Below are 23,307 nucleotides of genomic sequence, written 5' to 3'. Positions count from 1 at the left end.
TTACCTTACTTTTTTTTGTGTTTAAAATACTGCTGAGTGATACATTTTTCCATTGACTGTTGTAATTTCAGCTCGTATTATTATTAGGTTACTATAATAATTATCCGTATTAATCCGCATTACTCGATAGGAGGATACATCATGGGGATTTCAAATAAATTAGGCTTTTGGGTATTAACCGCACTTGTCGTTGGAAATATGGTCGGTTCAGGTATTTTTATGCTTCCACGCTCATTATCCGAGGCAGCAAGCCCAGGGGGAGTTCTATTAGCATGGCTTCTTACTGGAATTGGTGTACTGATGATTGCACTTGTTTTCGGTAACTTGGCTATTCGGAAACCCAATTTAACAGGGGGTCCGCAAATTTATGCGAAGGAGCTTTTTAAACCAGAATCACAAGCCTCTGTACTTTCAGGTTTTATGGCGTCATGGGGTTACTGGATTGGAAACCTAGCTGGAAATGTGGCAATTATTACAACCTTTGCTGGTTACTTATCAACGTTTTTCCCGATTTTAACAAGTCAGGCTGATTGGTTCACTATTGGCGGGTTCACACTTAAGGTAGGAAATGGACTTACATTTATCGTTTGTACAGTTCTCCTATGGGGGACACATTTTATTATTTTACGCGGCTTAGAAAGTGCTGGGAAATTGAATTTCGCTGCAACAGCTGCAAAGGTGACAGGGTTTTTACTATTTATCATTGTTGGACTCTTTACCTTTGATAAAACAAATATCATGCCAATGGTAGACACGAGAATAAGTGATTCAGGTCAAACATTTGGTTTAATGTCACAGGTTAACAATGCAGCATTGGTGACGCTTTGGGCATTCTGTGGATTAGAATCCGCTGTTGTGTTTGCGTCCCGTGCTAAGAGGAAAATCGATGTAAAACGGGCAACGATTATCGGGCTATTTATCGCTCTAGGTATCTATATTGGGATAAGCACGCTCGTGATGGGGATGTTGGACCAAAATACACTTATCAATTCCGAAAAACCATTAATAGATGCGATTCAAACAGTAATGGGACCAATCGGTGGAAAAGTATTAGCAGCTATTGGGTTAGTCAGCTTATTTGGTTCCACGATTGGCTGGGTAATGCTAAGTGCTGAAGTACCTTATCAAGCTGCAAAGCAAGGATTATTCCTTCCTGCTTTCTTAAAAGAAAACAAAAAAGGACTGCCAATATTCTCACTTGTTCTAACAAACGGGATTGCACAAATCTTTATCTTTTCAACTATATCTAAGTCGATTTCAGGAGCTTTTGATTTTATTATTATCATTGCAACTTTAGCCTATTTAGTACCATATTTTATTGCCTCTGTTTATCAGTTGAAATTAGTTATTACAGGTGAATCCTACAACAATTCAAAATCAAGAATGATAGACGGAGTCATTGCAACAGTTGCCACCATCTACTCAGTTTGGGTCATTATATCAGGAACTTCTGATCTAAAGACTTTTATATTTGGAATTGTGTTATTATCAAGTGGAATCTTCTTTTATGGACCGCTTAATAAAAAACACGCTAAAGATGAGCATGAACTATTATCTGCATAATAAAAAATGTAACACCTGCTGGGATTTTAGCAGGTGTTTTACATTTTAGTTGAGAAAATAGGGAATGATAAAATTGTGTAGATTTTATATTTTCCTTTACATCTACAAAAGATTATATTAAGATAATCAAATCCGAGAAAAACAATCAGAATTAGGAGGATAAGTAGAAATGAAGAAATTAACTATTGTTTTTGCACTTTTAGTCAGCTTTATGTTGATTTTATCAGCATGTGGAAAAGATGATAAGGCAAATGAGGATAAAAAGGAAGACAACAAAGCAGCTGATAAGGCTGATGATCAAGATTTATTAGCGAAGATTAAGGATGATGGCAAACTCTTAATTGGAACTGAAGGTACATATGCTCCATTTACTTTTCATGATGAGAGTGGTAATCTTACCGGATTTGATGTTGAGATTGCAACAGAAGTTGCAAAACGTTTAGGGGTAGAACCTGAGTTCAAAGAGACACAGTGGGATGCCATTTTTGCAGGGCTCGACGCAAAGCGATTTGATATGATTGCTAACCAGGTCGGAATCCGCCCTGACCGTCAGGAAAAATACGATTTTTCTGATCCATATATTACATCTGCGGCTGTTCTGATTGTGCACAAGGATAATAATGAAGTAAAGACTTTTGAAGACATTAAAGGCTTAAATGCTGCTCAGTCTCTGACAAGTAACTATGGAGATATGGCAAAAAAATATGGTGCTAATTTAGTTAGTGTGGAAGGTTTTACCCAGTCTGTTGAACTTCTTGCATCTAAACGTGTTGACGTAACGATTAACGATCGGATTTCGTTTTTAGATTATACAAAGCAAAGACCAGAGGCGCCAATAAAAATTGCCGCAACAAGTGAAGACGCATCAGCCAGCGGGCTTATGTTTAGAAAAGATAGTGATACGCTCGTAACCGAAGTGAATAAGGCTTTAACAGAAATGGTTGAAGACGGCACATACAAAAAAATCTCAGAGAAATGGTTTGGTGAAGATGTACTTAAATAGTATTTTTACTGACCCAGAGCGAACCGCGCGTCTAATGGATATAGCTCAAAGTTCCTTTCTGCCCCTTCTGAAAGGGGCTATTTTTTATACAATACCGCTAACAATCATTACGTTTATAGTTGGCTTGATTTTAGCTATTTTAACTGCCTTGGCCCGAATCTCACATGTGAAAGTTTTTCAGATAATAGCAAGAGTCTATGTTTCAGCCATTCGTGGAACACCGCTATTAGTACAGCTTTTTATTATATTTTATGGTCTTCCTAATATCGGGATTATTATTGACTCCTATATAGCTGCCGTAATTGGTTTTTCATTGAGTGTCGGGGCATACACTTCTGAAATTATTCGTGCAGCGATTCTCTCTACGCCAAAAGGCCAGTGGGAGGCAGGCTATTCCATTGGAATGAGTTATTCCCAGGTTTTGAGAAGAATTATCCTGCCTCAGGCAGCAAGAGTTTCGATTCCTCCACTTTCAAATTCATTTATTAGTCTTGTGAAGGACACTTCCCTTGCCTCCTTAGTGCTAGTATCCGAGATGTTTCGCAAAGCTCAAGAAATAGCTGCAAGCAATTATGAATTTTTATTAGTCTATTCGGAAGCGGCATTGATCTATTGGGTTATATGCTTTATTCTTTCCATTTTTCAACAATACTTTGAAAAGAAACTCGATCGGTACGTGTAATAGAAGGGAGGGCTACCTACGATGATTTCGATTCAAGGATTATATAAGCAATTTGGTAAATTAGAGGTTCTTAAAGGGATTGATTTAGATGTAAAAAAAGGGAATGTAGTTGTGATTATTGGGCCGTCTGGGTCTGGGAAAACCACGATGCTTCGCTGCTTAAATGTATTAGAAACACCAACGAAGGGTGTTATATCCATTGAGGGAAACACCCTTGATTTCTCGGGTAATGTACCAAAAAAGAACATCGCCTCCTTCCGTAGATTAACCGGTATGGTTTTTCAAAGCTATAACCTATTCCCTCATAAAACAGCACTGGAAAATGTGATGGAGGGGCCGGTAATCGTAAAAAATGAGAATAAGGACTCTGCTCGAAATAAGGCTCAGACATTATTAGAAAAGGTGGGGCTGGGGGATAAACTAGACTTTTACCCTGCACAGCTCTCAGGCGGCCAGCAGCAGCGGGTTGGGATTGCCAGGGCATTAGCAATGGAGCCAAAGGTGATGTTGTTTGATGAACCGACTTCAGCCTTAGACCCTGAGCTCGTAGGTGAAGTATTAAAAGTGATGAAGGACCTCGCTAACGAAGGAATGACGATGATGGTGGTCACACACGAAATGCGCTTCGCCCGAGAGGCTGCAGATGAAGTTATTTTTATGGATCAAGGTGTTGTAGTTGAGAGGAATAAACCAGAAGAAATCTTCACCAATCCAAAAGAAGAGCGTACTAGGAAATTTTTAAATATGATTCAGTAAGTGCTTATGGCAAAAGTCATAGCACTTTTTTTATTATTTAGGTAAAATTTAATTATAAAATTGTGAAACTTTTCCATAATTGGAACGTATTAAAGTTGCATACATAAGGAAGGGAGTGGTGCCGATGGAGGTATTTAACTTGCCATTAGAAACGATTTATTTATATGGATTAATTGGCTCAGGGATTTTGACCATTTTGTATGTATTCTTTGGAGACGTTGTTCACTTTGATGGACCAGATTTTCTTAATCCGGTAATTATTCTATCATTTGTAACCCTTTTTTCAGCAAGCGGGTATTTATTTGAAAAGCTTTCCGCGATTCATTACTTGGTAATCGGTGGAATATCAGCAATTATAGCCTTTATCCTCGTTACTTTTTTAAACGTATTTGTTCTAATTCCATTATCGAATGCCGAAGAGTCACTTGTATATAAAGAAAGTGACTTAAGAGGCAGGATTGGAACGGTGATTACTGCGATTCCGGCTGATGGGTATGGGGAAGTAATGATTGAAAGTATCAGTGGAAGAATTGCAAAACCAGCGACAAGCTTCGATCGTGTTCAAATTGAAAATGGCACGAACGTGCTTGTAGTTGATATAAAAGATGGAGTACTGCAAGTTAGTTCCCATCAAGAAGTAGAGACATATTTATTATAGGGAGGTTGGCTAGATGGAATTAGGTTTTTGGATTGTAATTGGTATAGTTGCATTTATTTTGATTGCTTTAATTGGTGTTTTTATTACGAAGTACCGGACAGCAGGGCCGGATGAGGCATTGATTGTTACCGGCAGTTTCTTAGGAAACGGAAATGTTCATGTGGATGAATCAGGAAATAAAATAAAAATCATCCGTGGCGGTGGTAGTTTCATTTTACCAGTGTTTCAACAAGCAAAACCGTTAAGTTTATTATCTAGTAAGCTAGAGGTAACAACACCAGAAGTATATACAGAGCAAGGTGTGCCTGTTATGGCGGATGGTGTTGCGATCATCAAAATCGGTGGTTCGATTAGTGAAATTGCGACTGCTGCTGAACAGTTCCTGGGTAAAGCGAAGGATGACCGTGAAAATGAAGCGAAAGAAGTACTTGAAGGTCACTTGCGTTCTATCCTTGGTTCGATGACTGTTGAAGAAATCTATAAAAACCGTGATAAATTCTCGCAAGAGGTTCAACGAGTGGCTTCACAGGACTTGGCAAAAATGGGCTTAGTGATTGTTTCCTTTACGATTAGGGATGTTCGCGATAAAAACGGATACCTAGATTCGCTTGGTAAACCACGAATCGCTCAAGTTAAACGGGACGCCGATATAGCCACAGCAGAGGCAGACAAAGAAACGAGAATCAAAAAAGCCGAAGCAGCAAAGGAAGCAAAGCGTTCTGAGTTAGAACGCGCAACTGAAATTGCTGAGGCAGAGAAGGTTAATCAGCTAAAAGTTGCCGAGTTCCGCCGTGAACAAGATAGTGCGAAAGCACGAGCTGACATGGCGTATGAATTGGAAAGTGCAAGGGCGAAGCAGGAAGTAACCGAGCAGGAAATGCAAGTTAAAATCATCGAAAGACAAAAGCAGATTGAATTAGAAGAAAAAGAAATTCTGCGCCGTGAACGTCAATACGATTCTGAAGTCAAGAAAAAAGCGGATGCTGACAGGTACTCTGTTGAACAGGCAGCTGCTGCGAATAAAGCAAGGGAAATCGCAGAGGCAGAAGCGAATAAGTACCGGATCGAAGCCATGGCAAAAGCAGAAGCAGAAAGAGTTCGCCTAGATGGTTTATCCAAAGCGGAAGCCCAAAAGGCACAAGGTACAGCTGAGGCAGAAATCATTCGCTTGAAGGGTTTGGCAGAAGCAGAAGCGAAAGAAAAGATCGCAGAAGCGTTCGAACAGTTCGGTCAAGCAGCCATTTTAGATATGATCATCAAAATGCTGCCTGAATATGCGAAGCAAGTGGCAAGCCCGCTTTCGAATATCGATAAGATTACAGTTGTGGACACCGGGGGTTCTGGAGAGAATGGCGGTGCCAATAAGATTACGGGGTATGCTACCAATCTAATGGCCACTCTTCAAGAGTCATTAAAAGCATCTAGCGGAATTGATGTCAAAGAACTTATTGAAAACTATTCCGGGAAAGGGAATGTAAAACGAAGCATTGAGGAACTGACAGAAACGATTAAAAAGACAGACGAGTAAACAAAGAGGGTCCTTATCATTTATGATAAGGATTTTTTTGTGCGCAAAAAAATAAGGATTCCTCACAACGAGGCAATCCATATGTAAAAAAGAGAGATTAAATTTGGGAAGCAAGAAGGTTCATTACCTTAGGTGATGAGTAACTCTTTCATTGCTACAGGTACATCTTATCGAGAAATATTGTAGATGTTATGAAGAACTTGTGATGAATTTGTGAAGATGGAAACAGCCATTCCCCAACATGCTATATTATAGTTAAGGGAGTGAGAACAGTGAAAATATTACTAGTTGATGATGAAAAAAGAATCCTAGAAGTTCTCGAAGCCTATCTTGAAAGAGAAGGCTATGAAATTCATTGTGCCGATAATGGAATAGATGCTTTAAAAAAGGCAAAATCAATAAATCCGGATTTAATAATTTTAGATCTAATGCTTCCTGATATTTCTGGTGAAGAAGTATGCCGCTTAGTTCGAAAAGAATCTGATGTCCCAATTATTATGCTGACGGCGAAGTCTGCAGAAGATGACCGTATCAATGGGATTGTCATGGGGGCAGATGATTATCTAACGAAGCCATTTAGTCCGCGGGAAGTAGTGGTACGCGTACAGGCAATCCTTAGAAGAGTGAAGAAAACAGAGAAAGTAGAACGAATTGAATTCAATAACAAACAGCTGGCCATTGACCTTAGCAAAAAGGAAGTAACCGTCAAAGGACAGGATGTTATCTTGACACCGATAGAATATAAGCTGTTAACCAATATGGCGCTAAATCCTGGAAGAGTATACAGCAGGATGGACTTACTCGAAAAGATTCAGGATGAAGGAATGTATTATGAAGGCTACGAACGCAGTGTTGACACACATATTAAAAACCTTCGGAAAAAAATTGAGTTGGATTCTAGACAGCCAACGTTTATTCTCACCGTATTTGGGATGGGTTATAAATTTGGAGGGATACTAGATGTTTCAAACACTGCGGTCTAGAATCCTCTTTTATTTATTACTCAGCTCGTTGATTGGGATCCTCTTTGTCAGCTTTTTTATGCAGTGGGGATTTGAAGAGAGCTTTACGAAATATCTAGATCGTAATCGTGAAAAAAAGATTGATAGAATTATTACAGAAATTGAAAAGGGCTATCAGAAAAATGGCCATTTTACTAGGGACCCAGTTTTTGGTTTCCTCCACGAACATGCGATGACCGATCAGCTATATTTCGATTTGTATGATAACCGTGGTCAATTACAAATGGGGACCTCTAATATTGTCGGCTATTTGAACAGCCTAGGGTTGACTGAACCTGAACCGAATGATGAAGAGTGGCATTCTGCTTCCTATACGTTAAAAGCAGACAATAAAGTGATTGGTAAACTTGTTGCGATCTACCCGATAGGCTTAATCGATGACGAGTATAATTTTTTACAAACCATTCAATTATACATTTATGCAGCTGTTTGTCTAACGATACTGTTATCCATTCTACTTAGTATGTTATTCTCGAAAAAAATAACGTCTAGCTTAAATAAAGTTTCCTTTGCAGCAAATGAGCTCCAGCAGCATAATCTATCAATCCGAATTCCTCTGACTGGATTACCTACAGAGGTTAAGCAGCTGGCAATATCCTTTAATAATTTAGCAGAATCATTGGCAAAGGGTGAAATGTTAAGGAAGCAGTTTACGGGTGATTTAGCTCACGAACTTCGGACGCCGCTTGCTACATTAAGAAGCCAAATTGAAGCCTACCAGGATGGGATTTGGGAGCCCACACCGGCACGATTACAATCAAGCCATGAAGAGCTTATGAGACTAGTAAGACTGGTAAACGAGCTTGAGAAGCTGCTAGCTGCCGAGAATCCACAAATTAAATTGGAAAAAGTAGAGGTTGAAGCCGGGAATGTGCTGGCTGCATTATGGGAAATGTTTGTACCATTGTTCAAACAAAAGGGTGTCCAACTTCATATTGAAGAGCCTGAACAGGAACTCCTTTTCCCGGCTGACAAGGATCGTTTAATGCAAATTCTTTCCAACGTGTTAAACAATGCCCTTAAATATACACCTGAAGGAAAGAATGTAACCATATCTGTCATCACCGAAAAGGAAGGGTATGTAGGTTTTAAGGTTGAAGATGAAGGCTCTGGGATGTCAGAGGAAGATATTCCCCATATATTTGAGCGCTTTTACCGCGGCGATAAATCGCGTGATCGAAAAACGGGCGGAGCTGGAATTGGTCTTTCCATTGTCAAAGCGTTAATGGAAGCACATAAAGGGACTATAAAGGTAAAAAGCAGAAAAAATAAGGGAACAAGTATCATCTTATGGTTCCCTGAAGACGAAGATTAAAAAAGAGCCGCTATCTCATAAGGGTTAGCGGCTTTTGCTGGTTAGCCTGTAAGGGATAGAATTTCTTCCATTCATTTAGGAAAGGAGAAGTCGCTGAATTGGGGTGTTCAAGGACTCTCTGAGTAGGGCCATATTGCTTAATTTCTCCGTTTACGATAATTGCAAGGGTACTTGTTAAATAATTAATTTCCATCAAATCATGACTGACAAAAGCTGTTGTGGTTCCTGAACCTTCTATAATACCTTTAAAGTCATCCATTAATTTAATTTTTGTAGGAAAGTCTAGTGCTGAAAAAGGTTCATCTAGAAAAAGGATTTCAGGCTCAACGATCATCGCTCTTGCAAGGTTTACACGCTGAGCTTCACCGCCCGAAAGGAAATGGACATTTTTTTTCGCAAGGTGACTAATTTGAAACCGTTCCATCCATAATGATACCTTTTCTTTTATGATCGCTTTGGGTACCTTTCGTAACTTTAAACCAATTGCAATATTGTTAAAAACAGTTCCTTCTAACAGCAGCGATTGCTGCAGGGCCACTGAGAATTTTCTCCGCAGTTCAAGGGAGGGAGTTCCATTTGGAACGACTTGCCCGCGGTAGAGAATCTCACCACTACTGATTCTGTCCAACAAAGCTATTACTTTCAGCAAGCTGCTTTTTCCGGCACCGTTAGGTCCCATGATACCGAGAAATTCACCAGCATGGATTTGGTAATGAGGGATCGTTAGGATGGTTTTATTATGTGCCTGATAGGTAATGTTTTTGAGCTCAATTAATGGATTCATGATACTCGCTTCCTTTGCTGTAACATCGTTAACACTGCAGTAATGAGTAATGCAACCGTTAATAAAATGAAGGAAATTGCTAAGGCCACATCAAAATTACCTTTTGAAACTTCCATAACAATGGAAGTGGTTAGTATACGGGTATCTCCTTGGATATTACCACCTACCATCATTGCAGCACCAACTTCTGCGATCACACGGCCAAACCCTGCCATTATGGCAGCAACAATAGCAATTTTGGTTTGTTTGAAAAGAATTATAATGGTTTGTAATTTCGTTGCGCCAAGTGCCTTAATTTGCAAAAGCATTTTATCATTGATTTGTTGAAAAGCAGAGCTTGTTAACCCTGTGACAATCGGTAAGGAAACCAGTACTTGAGCCATAACAATGGCTGTTGGGGAATAGAGCAATTGTAAATGTCCAAGGGGACCAGAACGCCATAAAAGCATGGTGATCCATAATCCTGCAACAACAGGGGGTAAGCCCATACCGATATTAATGAAAACAAGTAGTATTTTTCTGCCTCTAAATTTTCTTAGGCCAAGCAGCATTCCAAGTGGCAGGCCAATAATGGAACTAATAACGATAGCCATAAAGCAAACTCTTAGTGTTAACCAGGTAATTTCAAAGATCTCTTTATCACCGGTTAGTATCATTTCTACCGCTTTCTTCAGTCCATCGATAATAAGTTCCATCCTGCCTGCTCCTTTTTACTTGTCCTAGGGTTATTCTGTATATTTAATAAACAATGACTGTCCAAATTCTTCTTTTCCAAAGCTTTCAATGACATCTTGTGTTTTTGAATCTACCATGAACTCCACAAATTTTTCTGCGTCTTTGCTGTTAACCATATCGTGTTTCTCAGGATTTACCTGCATGACATGGTAAATATTCATGAGATCGTTGCCGCCCTCAACGACGATTTTTAGGTTGGTTAAGTTTTTCTCCTGTGCCAGCCATGTCGCGCGGTCTGTTAAAATATAGCCATTTTTCTCATTGGCAATTTGTAAAGAAGCCCCCATTCCTTGTCCTGTGGAGATGTAGGTGTCACCAGTTGGCTGGATATTAGCAGCTGTCCAGATTCCTAGTTCTTTCTTATGGGTACCAGAGTCATCGCCGCGAGTAATAAAGTTTGCTTTCACTTCAGTGATTTTTTGAAATGCTGCTTTAACGTCATCACCGCTAACACCTGCTGGGTTATCTTTAGGACCTACTAAAATAAAGTCATTGTACATCACGCGTTTACGATTGACGGCGTCACCGCTTGTTACCAGTTCTTCCTCTGATTTTGGAGCATGGACTAAAAGGACATCTGCTTCACCCTTTGTGCCCATTTCTAATGCTTGTCCAGTACCAACGGCAATCGTTTTTACCTTTACATTGTTTTCTTTTTCAAAGATTGGCAGCAATTCATCTAGTAAGCCGCTGTCCTGGGTACTCGTTGTCGTTGCCAGGATGAGTTCAGTCGGTTCTGCGTTCGGTTCAGTCTTTTTCTCTTTTGCATCTGCTGAGTCTGTGGCAGTATTTCCACAAGCAGATAGAATAAGGAGCATGAATATGAATAGTGCAGCAAAAAAGCGATTCTTTAACATGAAAACTCCTCCATTTTACTAGTTTGATAGATAATTTTTCCTAAATCTGCTATATCATATCCTTCTAGATTCGTTAAGCTGATTTTAAAATTTTCAGACTGAAGGTAGTGAATTAATTCAACTAGAGTTTCTTTGTTATCTTTTGTAAATCGGAATACGAGATCAAATTGTTCCTTGGTCACTGGAATAAAATCCAGTCCTAAATGACTGGCAGCTGAGTGAATTCCAAAGGCAACGTCAGCCATGCCCCTGCTTATATAAGAAGCAGTCGATAAATGATTCCATTCCTCGTTTTCGTAGCCATTTATAGCAGCAGGATCAATCCCTTGTTTAGCAATCAGGGAGTCAAAAAGAAATCTTGTCCCCGCCCCTTTTTGGCGGTTAACAAACTGGATATCTTTTCTAGTGAGATCCCCAAAGTTCGATATCCCTTTTGGATTCCCTTTTGCTACAATAAAACCTTGTTCCCTAGAGACAAACCGAACCACACAAATGGATTCGTGTACAAATAGCTGATTGATAAATGGGAGATTGTATTCTTGTGAGGCTGGATCTAATAAATGGACGGCTGCAATATCGGTTTGGCCCCGATAAAGCATCATCAGTCCTTCAAGGCTTCCTATGTAGGTTGGCTGAATTTGCAGGTGTAAATCTTTTGATGTTTGTTTTACAAAATGTTCTACTAAAAAGTCATGGCTGCCGGATAATCGAATTTGAATGGAAGCAGGGGGGTCAATCTGCTCCGCTTGATTCTTTTTTGCAGGTGCTTTTGTGCTTTCCTTATATCGTTCAATCTCTTCATATTCAATTCTCATTTTGTTGCCAACTTTAAACGCCTGAAGTTCACCTCGCTTAATAAGTTCATAAACCGTATGCTTAGAAATCTGAAACAATTGAGCAACTTCATCTGGTGTGTAAGCCTTTCCATTCATTAGTGTGTGCCTCCTTTCATTAGCAAAGTAAATATAATACAAATATACTATGGTTCCTGTGACTTTTGTTAAGTTTTGTTAAGTTTCGTTAAGTTTTATTTGTAATTGTCACTTTTTGTTCATGGGTAATTGAAAAGTTCACACTTTCTTCATAAACTTCACTGATTGTTCATCTGTGAACAAAAGAGTTTGATGTACTATATGAATAGATGAAAATTTAATTACAAAGGGATGAAGCTGAGATGGCAAAACTTCTATATATTACTGTTAACCCAAAAAATGATATAAAATTATCGAAGGGAATGCAGTTAGGTGAGGCATTTTTAGAAGAGTTTAAGAAACAAAAGCCTGATGTCGAAATAGAACATATGCATTTATACGATATGGATATCCCGCAAATTGATATGGATTTATTATATGCCCGCGCTAAACTATCTTTCATGGGCAAGACCTTTGATGAACTTTCAGATGGAGAACAAAAACAAATCACTGCTATGCATGCACTGGCTGATCGATTTATTGCAGCCGATTATTATGTGTTTGTTACACCAATTTGGAACTTTGGATCACCGGCTATTTTAAAAGCATTCCTTGATAATTTATTTATCGTAAATAAAACTTTTATTAATACCCATGAAGGGGCAAAAGGGCTGCTGACAAATCGCAAAGCTCTTCATATTCAAACACGCGGCGGCATTTATTCAACGGGTCCAATGGTCGAATTTGAATTTGGAGACCGCTTCCTAACAAAAGTACTTGGATTCTTAGGTATGGAAGTCATGCCGACTGTATTTGCAGAAGGTATGGATCATTTTCCAAAACAAGTTCCAGAAATCATGGCGAAGGCAAAAGAACAAGTCATCGAAGCTGCAAGAGAAATGGCAAAAGAAACCGTTACAGTTTAATAGAATGAAAAATGCGACTCGAGTATCGAGCCGCATTTTTTGTTGAGTTTCTTAAATATCGAACTAGGAATAGAACCTCTTCTTGTGAACAAAACCCTAGCTGTGACGAGAAGATTTGTCCTCAATCGAGTGTCTTGAGGACAAAACACCAGAGGAGCCCAAGGAGATTAGTCCTCAATCGGGGGTCTTGAGGACAAAACACCAGAGGAGCCCAAGGAGATTAGTCCTCAATCGGGCGTCTTGAGGACAAAACACCAGGGGAGCCCAAGGAGATTAGTCCTCAATCGGGCGTCTTGAGGACAAAACACCAGAGGAGCCCAAGGAGATTAGTCCTCAATCGAGTGTCTTGAGGACAAAACACCAGAGGAGACCAAAGAGATTTGTCCTCAATCATCCCGTCTTATAGAAAATCCTCCAATAACATGGAGGTTGGCTTCAAAATTTTCCTGTAAACTGGAAAAATAGAACTGCAAAACCTAGAACCCAGACATAAATGGCAAACGGTTTTAAAGAGCGCTTCTTTAAAAATCCAATCATCCACTTCACCGCAACATATCCGAATAGGGCAGAAGAGACAATCCCCACGATTAACGCAGATAGTGAAATTTCCTCTCCTGCGCCTCCAAATAAATCCATTGATTGCAGCACAACGGCCCCGGCAATGGCCGGAGTAGATAACAGGAAAGAAAAATAGGCTGCTGTTTCGCGGTCTAACTTCCTCCATAACGCTGCGACAATCGTAAACCCTGAGCGAGAAATCGCTGGGAAAATAGCTGCAGCCTGAAAAGAGCCAATGATGAAAGCATCCGTATAACTAATATCATCCATATTTTTATAACCATTTTTTGCTGAATCAGCAATCCAGAGAAACAAACCGGTAACTAAAAACTCCCAGCCAATGGTAACACCTGTCTTTGAAATTTCTTCAAAGTAGTCTTTGAACAGCAAACCTATCACAACAGCTGGAATGGTCCCCACGATCAATAGAAAGCTGAGCTTACTAAAAGGATTTTTAATAATCTTAACAAACTCATCCTTATAGAATACAAAAACGGCAAGCAAGGTACCGACATGAAGCATAGTATCAAGTAATAAACCTGCTTCTTGTAAACCAAATAAATTCCTTCCTAAATATAAATGTCCTGTCGAGCTTATTGGTAAAAATTCCGTTAATCCTTGGATAATTCCTAATATAAGTGCTTCTAGTTTACTTAACATATCCAACCTCTCTTTCTGCTCCGTTAGCCTGTACATAGTAAAGATATGCACGTCCCTCAACAAATAAGCAATAAATTTTTGCTGTTTTGGCGCCGGTCAGCTGATCCCACGCTCCATTCAACAGAGTGCAAAATTAAAGAATTGCTGTAGAGCAGTCAAAATTTCAAACATTAGCAAGGCAAAAATAGTGCAAAAGCAGTGAAATCTCCCATAAAATAGAAGTAAGTATTTTGGAGAGGAGCTGCACATTTGAAAAATCACCATCTACATTTCAATACATCCATCGGAGTTAAGAAACCAGAAAGTATCAGAAATAAAGAGCAGGCATGCCCTTTTTGTGCGCGAGGCGAATTGACCGACATTATTGAAGTGGATGGACCTATTATATTACTGAAAAATAAATATCCAGTTTTAGAAAATGCCTACCAAACGGTTCTTATTGAAACAGATGATTGTCATGGTGATTTATCAACCTATGAGCTTCCCTATCTACATAGGCTGTTACAGTTTGGAATGAGGAATTGGCTAGATTTAGATAAAACCGGGAAATATGAATCAGTTATCTTTTTCAAAAATCATGGTCCATTGTCAGGGGGAACCATTGCTCACCCTCATATGCAAATAATTGGTTTAAATGATATTAATTACAAGGAAAACATATCTGAAGAAGTGTTTGAGGGTATTATAATAGAAGAAAAGGATGGGGTAACATTTACACTATCGACAAAGCCAAAGGTAGGCTTTTATGAATTTAATATTGTGATGGAAGACGCTAGTTATAATGAATCCTTTGGTATTAATCTTCAAAAAGCGGTACATTACATTCTCAATAACTTCCCATTTAAGGCAAGCAGCTACAATCTTTTCTTTCACCATTATAATAGAAGGATATATGTAAAAGTTGTTCCCCGATTTGTTACCACTCCACTTTATATCGGCTACGGGATTCCCCAAGTACCGGATAATTTACATTGGATGGCAGATGATATTAGAAATAAATATACTATCAGTGGAAGCGCCTGACCAAGTGGCTTCCACTTTTTTATATGTAAATTCACCCATTCTCACTTTATAAGTTGTGCTTTGTTCATTTAAAAAATATAATGAAATAATGTACAAGTTCCTTTTTGAAGCTTCGACATAAAGGAGTGTGAATGATGACAACATCTAAAAATACAACTTCAAAACTTGATTATAGTCTTGTTTTTATCTTACTTTTATTGTTTTTAGCCAGCTGTTTTTCGATTTATAGTGCGCAGGCAAGCGGTCAATATGATAGTAACTTCCTTATAAAACAAATAATCTTTTATGGAATTGGCTGTGGAATAATTGCTGCTGTTATTAGGCTTGACTCTGATCAGTTAAAAAAATTGACATGGTATGCATACGGAGTAGGAATATTTCTCCTTATTTTACTAATAATCGCCCCTGAAAGTATTGCACCTGTGATCAATGGAGCAAAAAACTGGTTTAAAGTTCCCGGGATTGGTTCACTCCAGCCTTCGGAGTTTGTTAAGATCTTTATTATCTTAGCTTTGGCAAAGGTAATTGAGGATCATCATCAAAAGAACCCAGTTAAAACCATTTCTTCGGACTTTTGGCTTTTAATAAAGCTTGGAGTCACCACAATGGTTCCTTTAGTACTTATTATTAAACAAGATTTAGGGACAGCGCTTGTATTTATCGCCATCCTTTTAGGGATGATTTTTATATCCGGTATAACATGGAAATTACTAGTACCCATATTTTCAACTGGAACTGCACTTATATCGGTCATTTTTTATTTTGTATTATTGAAGCCAGAAATACTTGAAAAATACTTAGGTGTAAGGCAGTATCAATTTAGCCGTATCTATTCTTGGCTGGACCCTTATAACTTTCAAAGCTCTGCAGGGTATCAGCTGACACGATCACTCTTAGCCATTGGCTCCGGACAAACTGGAGGTAAGGGATATGGAAATCGAGAAGTATATTTACCTGAAAGTCATACTGATTTTATCTTTAGTGTTGTCGGAGAAGAGTATGGTTTTATTGGTGCGAGTATGCTAGTAAGTTTATTTTTCTTGTTAATTTATCATATTACCAAGGTTGGTATGGAAACGAAGAATAATTTTTATACGTATATTTGCGTAGGTGTCATTAGCATGATTACCTTCCATGTATTCCAAAATATCGGGATGACAATTGGAGTGCTGCCGATTACGGGTATACCATTGCCGTTCATCAGCTATGGAGGAAGTTCTTTAATGGGGAATATGCTTGCACTTGGGTTAATCTTCTCAATCCGCTACCATTATAAAAAATATATGTTTTCAACATCGGATTAAAGATAGAAAAAAAGAACGAGGTCATGGCAGCCTCGTTCTTTTTATCTATTTTTTAAGCATGATTTCCTCTAAATCATCCAGCATAATATTTGCTGCTAGCACGCCGCCAGCTGTATTCCAAGTTGCGTCACTTACTTCATGGACATTTCCATTTTTCACAGCATTTAAATTCTTCCAAAGTGGATTATTCGTATATTCCTTTGCTGTATCTAGGGCAACCGTGTCACCATTTGGAGCATAAGTGAAGTAGAAAATAATGTCTCCGTCCATTTTTGGAATAGCCTCTGTTCCAACATCTTTTGCAAGATTTCCTAATTTGGCATCAGGGAAAAATTCTGCTTGATGTGCTGCACGTTTGAAACCTAGTTGATTAAAGATGATTCCTGAGAATGAGTCTGTGTAATAAATACGAGACTTTCCAGCCATAAAACGGACAACAGAAACTTCTTGATTTACTTTATCTCCAAGTTTTCCTTTTAATTCTTCTACATGAGCATCAAAATCTGCTAATACTTTGTTCCCTTTGTCTTCCATGTTTAGTGCTTTAGCGTATAGAGTAAAGTTCTCTTTCCAATCTCCTCTAAGTGTTTCGGAGAAAATCGTTGGAGCAATTGCGTTTAATTGACTGTATACTGCTTCTTGACGCAGCTTGTTTCCGATAATTAAATCAGGCTTTAGCGCGGCAATCTTTTCTAAATTTACTTCACTTTCAACGCCAACAACTTCAACTCCATCCATGTCCTCTTTAATATGGTCATACCATGGATCACCAAGCCAAGATTGAACAGCACCAACTGGTTTTACACCAAGTGCAAGTAACGCTTCCGTACCTTCGTTTGTTAAGATAACGATTTTCTCCGGAGTTTTTTCTAAAGTAGTAGATCCCATTGCATGTTCTACGGTATAGCTGGTATCTTCTGTTTTTTTGCCTGTATCTTTCTCTTCAGTTGTTTTCTCTTCCGTGTTTCCACACGCAGCAAGCAGGAAGAGAGCAATGATTGAAATCATTGCAAATACATTTTTAAACCTTTTCATCCTATGTACCCCCAAATAATGTTGTTAATGATAATCATTTTCATTTACAACCCTATCATAAAATGTTTTCAGATAAGTGTCAATCATGAAAATGAAAATGATTATCAAAATCAGTGGCAAATTTATGACTCTTGTTTTAATAAGTGAAAATGGTTTTCAACTCATTGACAGTTTTTCACGATTCAAATAGACTGATACATGAAAAAGCGGATACATAAGGGTCAAATTCATCTTATTAATTAGGTTAGAGGAGAACGAAGCTATGCTGCTAAAGCGCACAGGACAAAAGTGGGCAGGACTTTTTATTGCAATTATATTATTATTATTTCTTATGTCCGTAAGCATTGTCTACGGGTATACAGATACTACCTGGAAAATGGCTATTGACTCTGTTACCAATTTCAATGGAACAAATGAACATATTGTCATCCAGCACGTAAGAATACCACGAGCTTTTATTGCTGCAGCGGTTGGTTCTAGTTTAGCGATTTCGGGTGTCCTCATGCAGACTGTTACGAAAAACCCGTTAGCATCACCAGACATATTTGGGATAAATGCCGGAGCAGGGGTGGCGGTTGTAGCAGCTGTAACGGTATTTAGCGTGGCAAGTCTTCAATTGTTTACCTGGATTTCATTTGCTGGTGCAGCTATCGCAGCTATAAGTGTCTATGCTATTGGCGGAGTCGGGAGAGAGGGACTGACTCCTATGAAACTCACTCTTGCAGGTGCTGCGATGACGGCATTTTTTGCTTCTATTACACAAGGGATCCTCGTTTTAAATGAAGCTGCTCTAGAGCAGGTGCTATTTTGGCTTGCTGGTTCTGTAGCGGGAAGAAGTCTTGAAAATTTACAAGCTGTCCTTCCTTATCTGGCTGGCGGCTGGATTGTATCTTTGATCATTGCCTCCAAAATGAATGTATTATCAATGGGTGAGGATGTTGCCAAAGGTCTTGGAGTTAACACGGCTCTATTAAAAATTGTGATTGGTCTCGTAGTTATTCTTCTTTCAGGTGGTGCCGTAGCTGTAGCTGGACCAATAGGCTTTATTGGGATTGTGATTCCACATCTTACTCGTTCCATTGTGGGAATCGACCATCGCTGGGTAATTCCTTTTTCAGGGCTCCTCGGTGGAATGCTTTTATTGGCTGCAGATACATTGTCTAGGTACATCTTAATGCCGACAGAAATCCCTGTTGGAGTTATGACAGCCATTATTGGTACCCCGTTCTTCATTTACATTGCTAGAAAGGGGTTCAATGGCAGATGAGTAAGTATAAAGTTTTTAGAATTAAAAAAGGAAAAATATCTTATTTAATTGATAAAAAGGCATTTTATGTGATTATCGCCCTGCTGCTTTGTACGGTTGGAATCTTTGTTGTTAGTACCGGATTGGGAGAGATGAGAATCACCCCATTAAACGTCATGAAGGTGTTTTTTGGGGGCGGAACTGAAATGGAAAAGCTCGTTATCCAGACGTTTCGTTTACCAAGAATCATCGTTGGATTACTGGCAGGAATTGCATTGGCTGTAGCAGGGGGCATTCTGCAGGGAATGATTCGAAATCCGCTGGCCTCCCCTGATATCTTAGGGATTACTGGTGGAGCATCGGTTGCAGTTGTGGGTTTCCTGGCAATCTTCAGTGATAAAAACCATGTATTAACGGTCAGTATACATTGGATGCCTTTAGCTGCATTTATCGGTGCGGCTGTCGTGGCTTTTCTAGTATATTTATTGGCATGGAAAAATGGTGTTTCGCCGATTAGACTAATTCTGATTGGAATAGGTTTGATGAGTTTAACAAAAGCTCTTACCACGTTTATGATGGTTTTAGGACCTATTTATCAGGCAAGCCAGGCGAACATTTGGATCACAGGGACAGTCTACGGCTCAACGTGGCGAAATGTAGGTGCCCTCCTGCCTTGGGTCATCATCCTAGTAATCATCACATTTGTTTATGCACGTAATATAAATATTCAAGAGCTCGGTGATGAGGTCGCAACCAGCCTTGGAGGACGAGTGCAAAAACAGCGTTTTATCCTTCTTATGCTTAGTACCGGACTGGTCGGGGGCGCGGTAGCTTTTGCGGGAGGTATTGGATTTGTTGGATTAATGGCGCCGCACATGGCGAGAAGATTAGTAGGCTCTGCATTTGGAGCGTTATTGCCTGTTTCAGCACTCCTCGGAGGAATCTTAGTCATGCTGGCTGACTTAGTTGGGCGAACACTTTTTTCACCATTAGATATTCCTGCGGGTGTTTTTACAGCAAGTATTGGGGCACCGTACTTTATCTACCTATTATTTAAGACCAGAAACCATTAGTTTTCACCAAAAGAAGCCATTTCCTTTGAAATGGCTTCACTTTTTTAAATGAAACGCATCATGAGGCCAATTCATGAATGTACATTATAACCAAGATACTATTTACAAATGAAAATGATTTTCATGCTCATTGACAATCATTATCAATTAATTATAAACTTAGAAATGTAGAGAATATTAATTCTATATAAGATATAAATACAACCCCCTTTAGGGTCTAATTCATATACTATAAAACAAGCCTAAAAAACATTAACTAGATTGATTAAAAAAGGAGATGACAGATGATGAATGCGGTTGAAACGAAAAATTTATCACTTTCATACGGGGATACACTCATCATTGATGAGTTAAATTTAATAATTCCTAAAGGTGAAATTTCCGTATTTATTGGGGCAAATGGATGTGGAAAATCAACTCTCCTTCGTTCAATCGCACGTCTTCTTAAGCCGAAATCTGGTACTGTTATTTTGGAGGGAGAAGCGATTGCTAAGCTTTCGACGAAAGAAGTAGCTAGAAAAATGGCGATACTTCCTCAATCACCCACAGCTCCTGAAGGACTGACTGTGCTTCAACTTGTTAAACAGGGTCGTTATCCTCATCAATCATGGTTAAAACAATGGTCAGAGGAAGATGAGAAAAAAGTTAATGACGCACTAAAAGCTACCCGGTTAGAAGACTTGAAAGAGCGAAGTGTTGATTCTCTTTCAGGAGGTCAAAGGCAGCGCGCATGGATTGCGATGACATTGGCTCAAGATACCGATGTGATTCTTTTAGATGAGCCAACAACCTATTTAGATATGACACATCAAATTGAAATTCTTGATCTTCTATTCGAACTCAATGAAAAAAGAAGAAGAACGGTAGTAATGGTTCTCCACGATCTTAACCTTGCTTGCCGCTATGCACACAATATCGTTGCCCTAAAAGATCAGAAGGTGTATGACCAAGGTAAGCCCGAGTATGTAATCAACCGAAATCTTGTTAAGAATGTCTTTGGCATGGAATGTGAGGTAACAATGGACCCTTTATTCGGAACACCGCTTTGTATTCCTTATGGTAAAGGAAGACGTATTCTTCAAAAGGCAGCTGTTTCTCATGGGTAATACACTTACAAAAAATGACCTGAGCAGTTTACAGAAATATAGGTTTAAACCCTTAACAGGCAAATCCTTTAACGTGGCAAATTTAATGGATAAAGCTTTTGCAATCGACTTTATGAAAAAATTAGCTCTTTCCATCGGTTCTCCATCCGAAAAAGCGGCAGCCTCCATATTTATAAAAAGATATGCATTTATTGCTGTCATTTCACTGTTTACCATGACAACTACCAATAAGAAATTTAATTTATCTTTAGATAATATTGAAATGGAAGAAGCAGAACGCGGGACAGATTGGCTGCCATTGATTTCGTTGAAGAATCCGTCCATCGAGGATTGGAATGGTCAAGATCGTGACGAATGGCGGAAAAGTGTTTACAGAGACCTGTTTGCTCACAATATCTACCCATTAATTGAGCACTTTGAAAAAACGTTTAAGATATCAAAACTAATTCTCTGGGAAAATATCGCCGTTTATCTTTTCTGGCTTTACGAGACGGAGTTAAAAGAGAGTGAATATCAAAATGTGCGAAGTGATTTCAATTACTTAATTCAGGAAGCAGAGGGTAATTTGTTCGGTGATTATCACCTTAATCCAATTCGAAGGTATTATTCTAAGAAAAATTCTGAAGATGAGATAAGAATGAGAAAAACATGTTGTTTTACCTATCAGCTAGGGTCAAAACGCTGTAAAACTTGCCCATGTACTTACAATACTAACAATGGAGTGTGCTTTGATGGAGAAAGTATTTGTGGAGCAGTTCCAAGCGCTACTTGAAAAATATAGTGACTTGCTCGTCGGTGAATCCAGTGAGGAGGTAACGGAAAAGGTAAAAGTGTGGGCTCTGTATACACATATTGCGAAATCAATGCCAGCCTTAGCAAAGCACTGGAATGAACGATATCCAGAGGCAAAGGAAGAAATGAAAACAATTATTAATGAAATTAAATTGCTGAATGAACAGCATAGACAGGGAAAGTGATATTCAGATAAATGAATAATTATGCTTCCTTAGGTCACCTTTTTATACGAGGTGGCCTTTTTTATATGCAATTTTAGAAAACGCTTTCTTTTTTATATGCATAAAATATTCGAAAAATTTAATAAAACATATTGTCAAAAATAATTTTTCACACTATAATAAACTCAATGTTAGGAAACGTAACATGAAAACGGGAGGAGAAATAACATGGCTGAAGCTATTCTATCAGAAGTTAAAGATCAAACTGAACTAGTACAACAAATTAAAGACGTAATAAATAATAAATGTGTAGAACTTTTACACTTACAATTTGTGGATATTGAAGGAATCTTAAAACATGTAACTGTAACAAGTGAGCAATTGGAAGATGTAGTAGAAGGAAAAATGATGTTCGATGGCTCATCTATTAAAGGATTTTCACCAATAAATAAATCTGATTTATACCTGCAGCCAGACTTAACAACATTCTCCGTTTTACCATGGACAGTCGAAGAGGGATATTCAGAAGCACGTTTTTTATGTTCCGTTAAAAACCCTGATGGATCGTGGTTTGAAGGTGACACAAGAAATGTTTTAAAGAAAACTGTGGAACGTGCTGCAGATAAAGGATACACCATTTCTGTAGGTCCTGAGCTGGAATTTTTCCTGTTTAAAACGGACGAAAATGGATATCCAACACAGGAACTAAGTGACAAGGCTGGATATTTTGAACCTTCACCTAAAGATCTTGGGGAGCGTGTTCGATTAGAAATTTACCGTGCGTTAAAGGCGATGGGATTCACTATTGAAGCATCTCACCATGAAGTTGCTGAGGGACAACACGAAATTAACTTTAAGTATGCTGATGCTCTAGGTGCAGCAGATCTTTCCACTACATATAAGTGGGTAGTAAAAACCATTGCAAAGAAATATGGATTGCATGCAACGTTTATGCCTAAACCGGTATTTGGGATAAACGGTTCTGGAATGCATGTCAACATGTCTTTCTTTAAAGGAAATGAAAATGCCTTCTTTGATCCGGCTGATGATCTGCAACTTTCGAATGAAGCGTATCAATTTATTGCAGGACTACTTGAAAATGTAAAGAGTTTTACGGCTATCACCAATCCGCTTGTAAACTCTTATAAGCGTTTAGTGCCTGGATATGAGGCGCCTTGTTATATCGCATGGAGCGCATCAAACCGTTCCGCATTAATTCGAATCCCAGCAAAAAAAGGGTTGGCTACACGTGTTGAACTGAGATGTCCTGATCCATCTGCCAATCCATACCTAACCTTTGCAGTAATCGCATCTGCTGGATTGGATGGAATTGAAAAAGGATTAGAAGTGCCGTTCCCAATTAATGAAGATATTTTCCATATGACCGAAGAGCGACGTGGTGAATTAGGTATTGAAAGCCTTCCTGGCAGTTTAGCTGCAGCGGTGAAGGAACTAGAGGATGGAGAGATTGGACGTAATACATTAGGGAACCATGTTTATGATGAGTTCGTATCTGCGAAGAAAGCAGAATGGGATAGTTACCGCACAGCTGTTCATGCATGGGAAATTGAAAACTACCAAGCTAAGTTCTAATAAAAACGAATTC

At 38.8% G+C, this 23,307-nt stretch carries 24 protein-coding genes; 17 read left to right on the top strand and 7 right to left on the bottom strand.

Features of this window, described 5'->3' with window-relative positions; genetic code table 11:
• Positions 1-141: 141 nt before the first annotated feature.
• The 8 genes from QNH29_RS25555 to QNH29_RS25520 all read left to right on the top strand — a co-directional run bounded on the left by QNH29_RS25555 (position 142) and on the right by QNH29_RS25520 (position 8,527).
• A complete protein-coding gene (locus QNH29_RS25555; RefSeq protein WP_283862069.1) occupies positions 142-1,563 on the top strand; it encodes an amino acid permease in 1,422 nt (473 codons plus the stop codon).
• Between the two features lie 169 nt (positions 1,564-1,732).
• Positions 1,733-2,566 carry an amino acid ABC transporter substrate-binding protein gene (locus QNH29_RS25550; protein WP_283862068.1) on the top strand — a complete coding sequence of 278 codons (834 nt, stop codon included), beginning with the start codon at positions 1,733-1,735 and terminating at the stop codon, positions 2,564-2,566.
• On the top strand, positions 2,553-3,248 hold the full coding sequence (locus tag QNH29_RS25545; protein ID WP_283862067.1) for an amino acid ABC transporter permease: 696 nt from the start codon (positions 2,553-2,555) through the stop codon (positions 3,246-3,248). The genes QNH29_RS25550 and QNH29_RS25545 overlap by 14 nt, the downstream gene beginning before the upstream one ends.
• Before the next feature lie 21 nt (positions 3,249-3,269).
• On the top strand, positions 3,270-4,004 hold the full coding sequence (locus QNH29_RS25540) for an amino acid ABC transporter ATP-binding protein (RefSeq protein ID WP_283862066.1): 735 nt from the start codon (positions 3,270-3,272) through the stop codon (positions 4,002-4,004).
• Between the two features lie 124 nt (positions 4,005-4,128).
• On the top strand, positions 4,129-4,662 hold the full coding sequence (locus QNH29_RS25535; RefSeq protein WP_283862065.1) for an NfeD family protein: 534 nt from the start codon (positions 4,129-4,131) through the stop codon (positions 4,660-4,662).
• Between the two features lie 13 nt (positions 4,663-4,675).
• A complete protein-coding gene (locus tag QNH29_RS25530; protein WP_283862064.1) occupies positions 4,676-6,190 on the top strand; it encodes a flotillin lipid rafts scaffold protein FloT in 1,515 nt (504 codons plus the stop codon).
• Positions 6,191-6,462: 272 nt separating this feature from the next.
• Positions 6,463-7,173 (top strand): response regulator transcription factor, encoded by a 711-nt coding sequence (locus QNH29_RS25525; RefSeq protein WP_283862063.1) that lies wholly within the window; start codon positions 6,463-6,465, stop codon positions 7,171-7,173.
• The gene (locus tag QNH29_RS25520; RefSeq protein ID WP_283862062.1) at positions 7,151-8,527 is read left to right on the top strand and encodes a HAMP domain-containing sensor histidine kinase; all 1,377 of its coding nucleotides are present in this window, start codon (positions 7,151-7,153) and stop codon (positions 8,525-8,527) included. Before QNH29_RS25525 ends, QNH29_RS25520 begins: the two co-directional genes overlap by 23 nt.
• 10 nt (positions 8,528-8,537) lie before the next feature.
• Here QNH29_RS25520 and QNH29_RS25515 read toward each other — a convergent pair whose 3' ends face one another.
• From QNH29_RS25515 to QNH29_RS25500, 4 genes are read right to left on the bottom strand one after another with little or no spacing between them, the layout of a single operon-like run.
• Positions 8,538-9,311 (bottom strand): ABC transporter ATP-binding protein, encoded by a 774-nt coding sequence (locus QNH29_RS25515; RefSeq protein ID WP_283862061.1) that lies wholly within the window; start codon positions 9,309-9,311, stop codon positions 8,538-8,540.
• Positions 9,308-10,006: an ABC transporter permease gene (locus QNH29_RS25510; protein WP_283862060.1), complete on the bottom strand. Its 699-nt coding sequence runs from the start codon at positions 10,004-10,006 to the stop codon at positions 9,308-9,310. Before QNH29_RS25510 ends, QNH29_RS25515 begins: the two co-directional genes overlap by 4 nt.
• Positions 10,007-10,036: 30 nt before the next feature.
• Complete coding sequence (locus QNH29_RS25505) at positions 10,037-10,903, bottom strand: ABC transporter substrate-binding protein (RefSeq protein ID WP_283862059.1); 867 nt, start codon at positions 10,901-10,903, stop codon at positions 10,037-10,039.
• Positions 10,897-11,835 carry a substrate-binding domain-containing protein gene (locus QNH29_RS25500; RefSeq protein WP_283862058.1) on the bottom strand — a complete coding sequence of 313 codons (939 nt, stop codon included), beginning with the start codon at positions 11,833-11,835 and terminating at the stop codon, positions 10,897-10,899. Before QNH29_RS25500 ends, QNH29_RS25505 begins: the two co-directional genes overlap by 7 nt.
• A 242-nt stretch (positions 11,836-12,077) precedes the next feature.
• Here QNH29_RS25500 and QNH29_RS25495 point away from each other — a divergent pair, with 242 nt between their 5' ends.
• Positions 12,078-12,740, top strand: a complete 663-nt coding sequence (locus QNH29_RS25495; protein ID WP_283862057.1) for an FMN-dependent NADH-azoreductase — start codon at positions 12,078-12,080, stop codon at positions 12,738-12,740.
• A gap of 435 nt (positions 12,741-13,175) precedes the next feature.
• On the opposite strand, the gene QNH29_RS25490 is transcribed toward QNH29_RS25495, so the two are convergent.
• The gene (locus QNH29_RS25490; protein ID WP_283862056.1) at positions 13,176-13,958 is read right to left on the bottom strand and encodes an undecaprenyl-diphosphate phosphatase; all 783 of its coding nucleotides are present in this window, start codon (positions 13,956-13,958) and stop codon (positions 13,176-13,178) included.
• Positions 13,948-14,079 carry a hypothetical protein gene (locus QNH29_RS25485; protein WP_283862055.1) on the bottom strand — a complete coding sequence of 44 codons (132 nt, stop codon included), beginning with the start codon at positions 14,077-14,079 and terminating at the stop codon, positions 13,948-13,950. Before QNH29_RS25485 ends, QNH29_RS25490 begins: the two co-directional genes overlap by 11 nt.
• 128 nt (positions 14,080-14,207) lie before the next feature.
• Between QNH29_RS25485 and QNH29_RS25480 the strand changes: the two genes are divergently transcribed.
• Together QNH29_RS25480 and QNH29_RS25475 are read left to right on the top strand one after the other, a co-directional pair.
• A complete protein-coding gene (locus QNH29_RS25480; protein WP_283862054.1) occupies positions 14,208-14,981 on the top strand; it encodes a DUF4931 domain-containing protein in 774 nt (257 codons plus the stop codon).
• A 134-nt stretch (positions 14,982-15,115) separates the two neighbouring features.
• Positions 15,116-16,285: an FtsW/RodA/SpoVE family cell cycle protein gene (locus tag QNH29_RS25475; protein ID WP_283865745.1), complete on the top strand. Its 1,170-nt coding sequence runs from the start codon at positions 15,116-15,118 to the stop codon at positions 16,283-16,285.
• 45 nt (positions 16,286-16,330) lie between these two features.
• On the opposite strand, the gene QNH29_RS25470 is transcribed toward QNH29_RS25475, so the two are convergent.
• Positions 16,331-17,320: an ABC transporter substrate-binding protein gene (locus QNH29_RS25470; protein ID WP_283862053.1), complete on the bottom strand. Its 990-nt coding sequence runs from the start codon at positions 17,318-17,320 to the stop codon at positions 16,331-16,333.
• A gap of 262 nt (positions 17,321-17,582) precedes the next feature.
• On the opposite strand from QNH29_RS25470, the gene QNH29_RS25465 reads away from it, so the two are divergent.
• From QNH29_RS25465 to glnA, 6 genes are all read left to right on the top strand, one after another.
• Complete coding sequence (locus tag QNH29_RS25465) at positions 17,583-18,587, top strand: FecCD family ABC transporter permease (RefSeq protein ID WP_283862052.1); 1,005 nt, start codon at positions 17,583-17,585, stop codon at positions 18,585-18,587.
• Positions 18,584-19,639 carry a FecCD family ABC transporter permease gene (locus QNH29_RS25460; RefSeq protein WP_283862051.1) on the top strand — a complete coding sequence of 352 codons (1,056 nt, stop codon included), beginning with the start codon at positions 18,584-18,586 and terminating at the stop codon, positions 19,637-19,639. Before QNH29_RS25465 ends, QNH29_RS25460 begins: the two co-directional genes overlap by 4 nt.
• A gap of 287 nt (positions 19,640-19,926) precedes the next feature.
• Positions 19,927-20,745, top strand: a complete 819-nt coding sequence (locus QNH29_RS25455; RefSeq protein ID WP_283865744.1) for an ABC transporter ATP-binding protein — start codon at positions 19,927-19,929, stop codon at positions 20,743-20,745.
• Between the two features lie 85 nt (positions 20,746-20,830).
• A complete protein-coding gene (locus QNH29_RS25450) occupies positions 20,831-21,517 on the top strand; it encodes an IucA/IucC family C-terminal-domain containing protein (RefSeq protein ID WP_283862050.1) in 687 nt (228 codons plus the stop codon).
• Positions 21,477-21,722: a DUF2573 family protein gene (locus QNH29_RS25445; RefSeq protein ID WP_283862049.1), complete on the top strand. Its 246-nt coding sequence runs from the start codon at positions 21,477-21,479 to the stop codon at positions 21,720-21,722. The genes QNH29_RS25450 and QNH29_RS25445 overlap by 41 nt, the downstream gene beginning before the upstream one ends.
• Before the next feature lie 207 nt (positions 21,723-21,929).
• Positions 21,930-23,294, top strand: a complete 1,365-nt coding sequence (gene glnA / locus QNH29_RS25440; RefSeq protein ID WP_283862048.1) for a type I glutamate--ammonia ligase — start codon at positions 21,930-21,932, stop codon at positions 23,292-23,294.
• Positions 23,295-23,307 lie beyond the last annotated feature (13 nt).

The sequence above is a fragment of the Neobacillus sp. DY30 genome (genome assembly GCF_030123065.1).
Classification (GTDB): domain Bacteria; phylum Bacillota; class Bacilli; order Bacillales; family Cytobacillaceae; genus Neobacillus.
Note: the sequence above shows the minus strand (reverse complement) of the source record. Positions and strands in the feature narration are given on the sequence as shown.

Excerpts from the sequence above, each read along its gene's own strand:
- QNH29_RS25545 (WP_283862067.1), top strand. The coding sequence starts at position 2,553 with ATGTACTTAAATAGTATTTTTACTGACCCAGAGCGAACCGCGCGTCTA.
- QNH29_RS25505 (WP_283862059.1), bottom strand. The coding sequence starts at position 10,903 with ATGTTAAAGAATCGCTTTTTTGCTGCACTATTCATATTCATGCTCCTT.
- QNH29_RS25450 (WP_283862050.1), top strand. The coding sequence starts at position 20,831 with ATGGATAAAGCTTTTGCAATCGACTTTATGAAAAAATTAGCTCTTTCC.
- glnA (WP_283862048.1), top strand. The coding sequence starts at position 21,930 with ATGGCTGAAGCTATTCTATCAGAAGTTAAAGATCAAACTGAACTAGTA.
- QNH29_RS25515 (WP_283862061.1), bottom strand. The coding sequence starts at position 9,311 with ATGAATCCATTAATTGAGCTCAAAAACATTACCTATCAGGCACATAAT.
- QNH29_RS25495 (WP_283862057.1), top strand. The coding sequence starts at position 12,078 with ATGGCAAAACTTCTATATATTACTGTTAACCCAAAAAATGATATAAAA.
- QNH29_RS25555 (WP_283862069.1), top strand. The coding sequence starts at position 142 with ATGGGGATTTCAAATAAATTAGGCTTTTGGGTATTAACCGCACTTGTC.
- QNH29_RS25520 (WP_283862062.1), top strand. The coding sequence starts at position 7,151 with ATGTTTCAAACACTGCGGTCTAGAATCCTCTTTTATTTATTACTCAGC.
- QNH29_RS25455 (WP_283865744.1), top strand. The coding sequence starts at position 19,927 with ATGAATGCGGTTGAAACGAAAAATTTATCACTTTCATACGGGGATACA.
- QNH29_RS25550 (WP_283862068.1), top strand. The coding sequence starts at position 1,733 with ATGAAGAAATTAACTATTGTTTTTGCACTTTTAGTCAGCTTTATGTTG.
- QNH29_RS25470 (WP_283862053.1), bottom strand. The coding sequence starts at position 17,320 with ATGAAAAGGTTTAAAAATGTATTTGCAATGATTTCAATCATTGCTCTC.
- QNH29_RS25465 (WP_283862052.1), top strand. The coding sequence starts at position 17,583 with ATGCTGCTAAAGCGCACAGGACAAAAGTGGGCAGGACTTTTTATTGCA.
- QNH29_RS25475 (WP_283865745.1), top strand. The coding sequence starts at position 15,116 with ATGACAACATCTAAAAATACAACTTCAAAACTTGATTATAGTCTTGTT.
- QNH29_RS25500 (WP_283862058.1), bottom strand. The coding sequence starts at position 11,835 with ATGAATGGAAAGGCTTACACACCAGATGAAGTTGCTCAATTGTTTCAG.
- QNH29_RS25530 (WP_283862064.1), top strand. The coding sequence starts at position 4,676 with ATGGAATTAGGTTTTTGGATTGTAATTGGTATAGTTGCATTTATTTTG.
- QNH29_RS25540 (WP_283862066.1), top strand. The coding sequence starts at position 3,270 with ATGATTTCGATTCAAGGATTATATAAGCAATTTGGTAAATTAGAGGTT.
- QNH29_RS25490 (WP_283862056.1), bottom strand. The coding sequence starts at position 13,958 with ATGTTAAGTAAACTAGAAGCACTTATATTAGGAATTATCCAAGGATTA.
- QNH29_RS25535 (WP_283862065.1), top strand. The coding sequence starts at position 4,129 with ATGGAGGTATTTAACTTGCCATTAGAAACGATTTATTTATATGGATTA.
- QNH29_RS25510 (WP_283862060.1), bottom strand. The coding sequence starts at position 10,006 with ATGGAACTTATTATCGATGGACTGAAGAAAGCGGTAGAAATGATACTA.
- QNH29_RS25445 (WP_283862049.1), top strand. The coding sequence starts at position 21,477 with ATGGAGAAAGTATTTGTGGAGCAGTTCCAAGCGCTACTTGAAAAATAT.
- QNH29_RS25460 (WP_283862051.1), top strand. The coding sequence starts at position 18,584 with ATGAGTAAGTATAAAGTTTTTAGAATTAAAAAAGGAAAAATATCTTAT.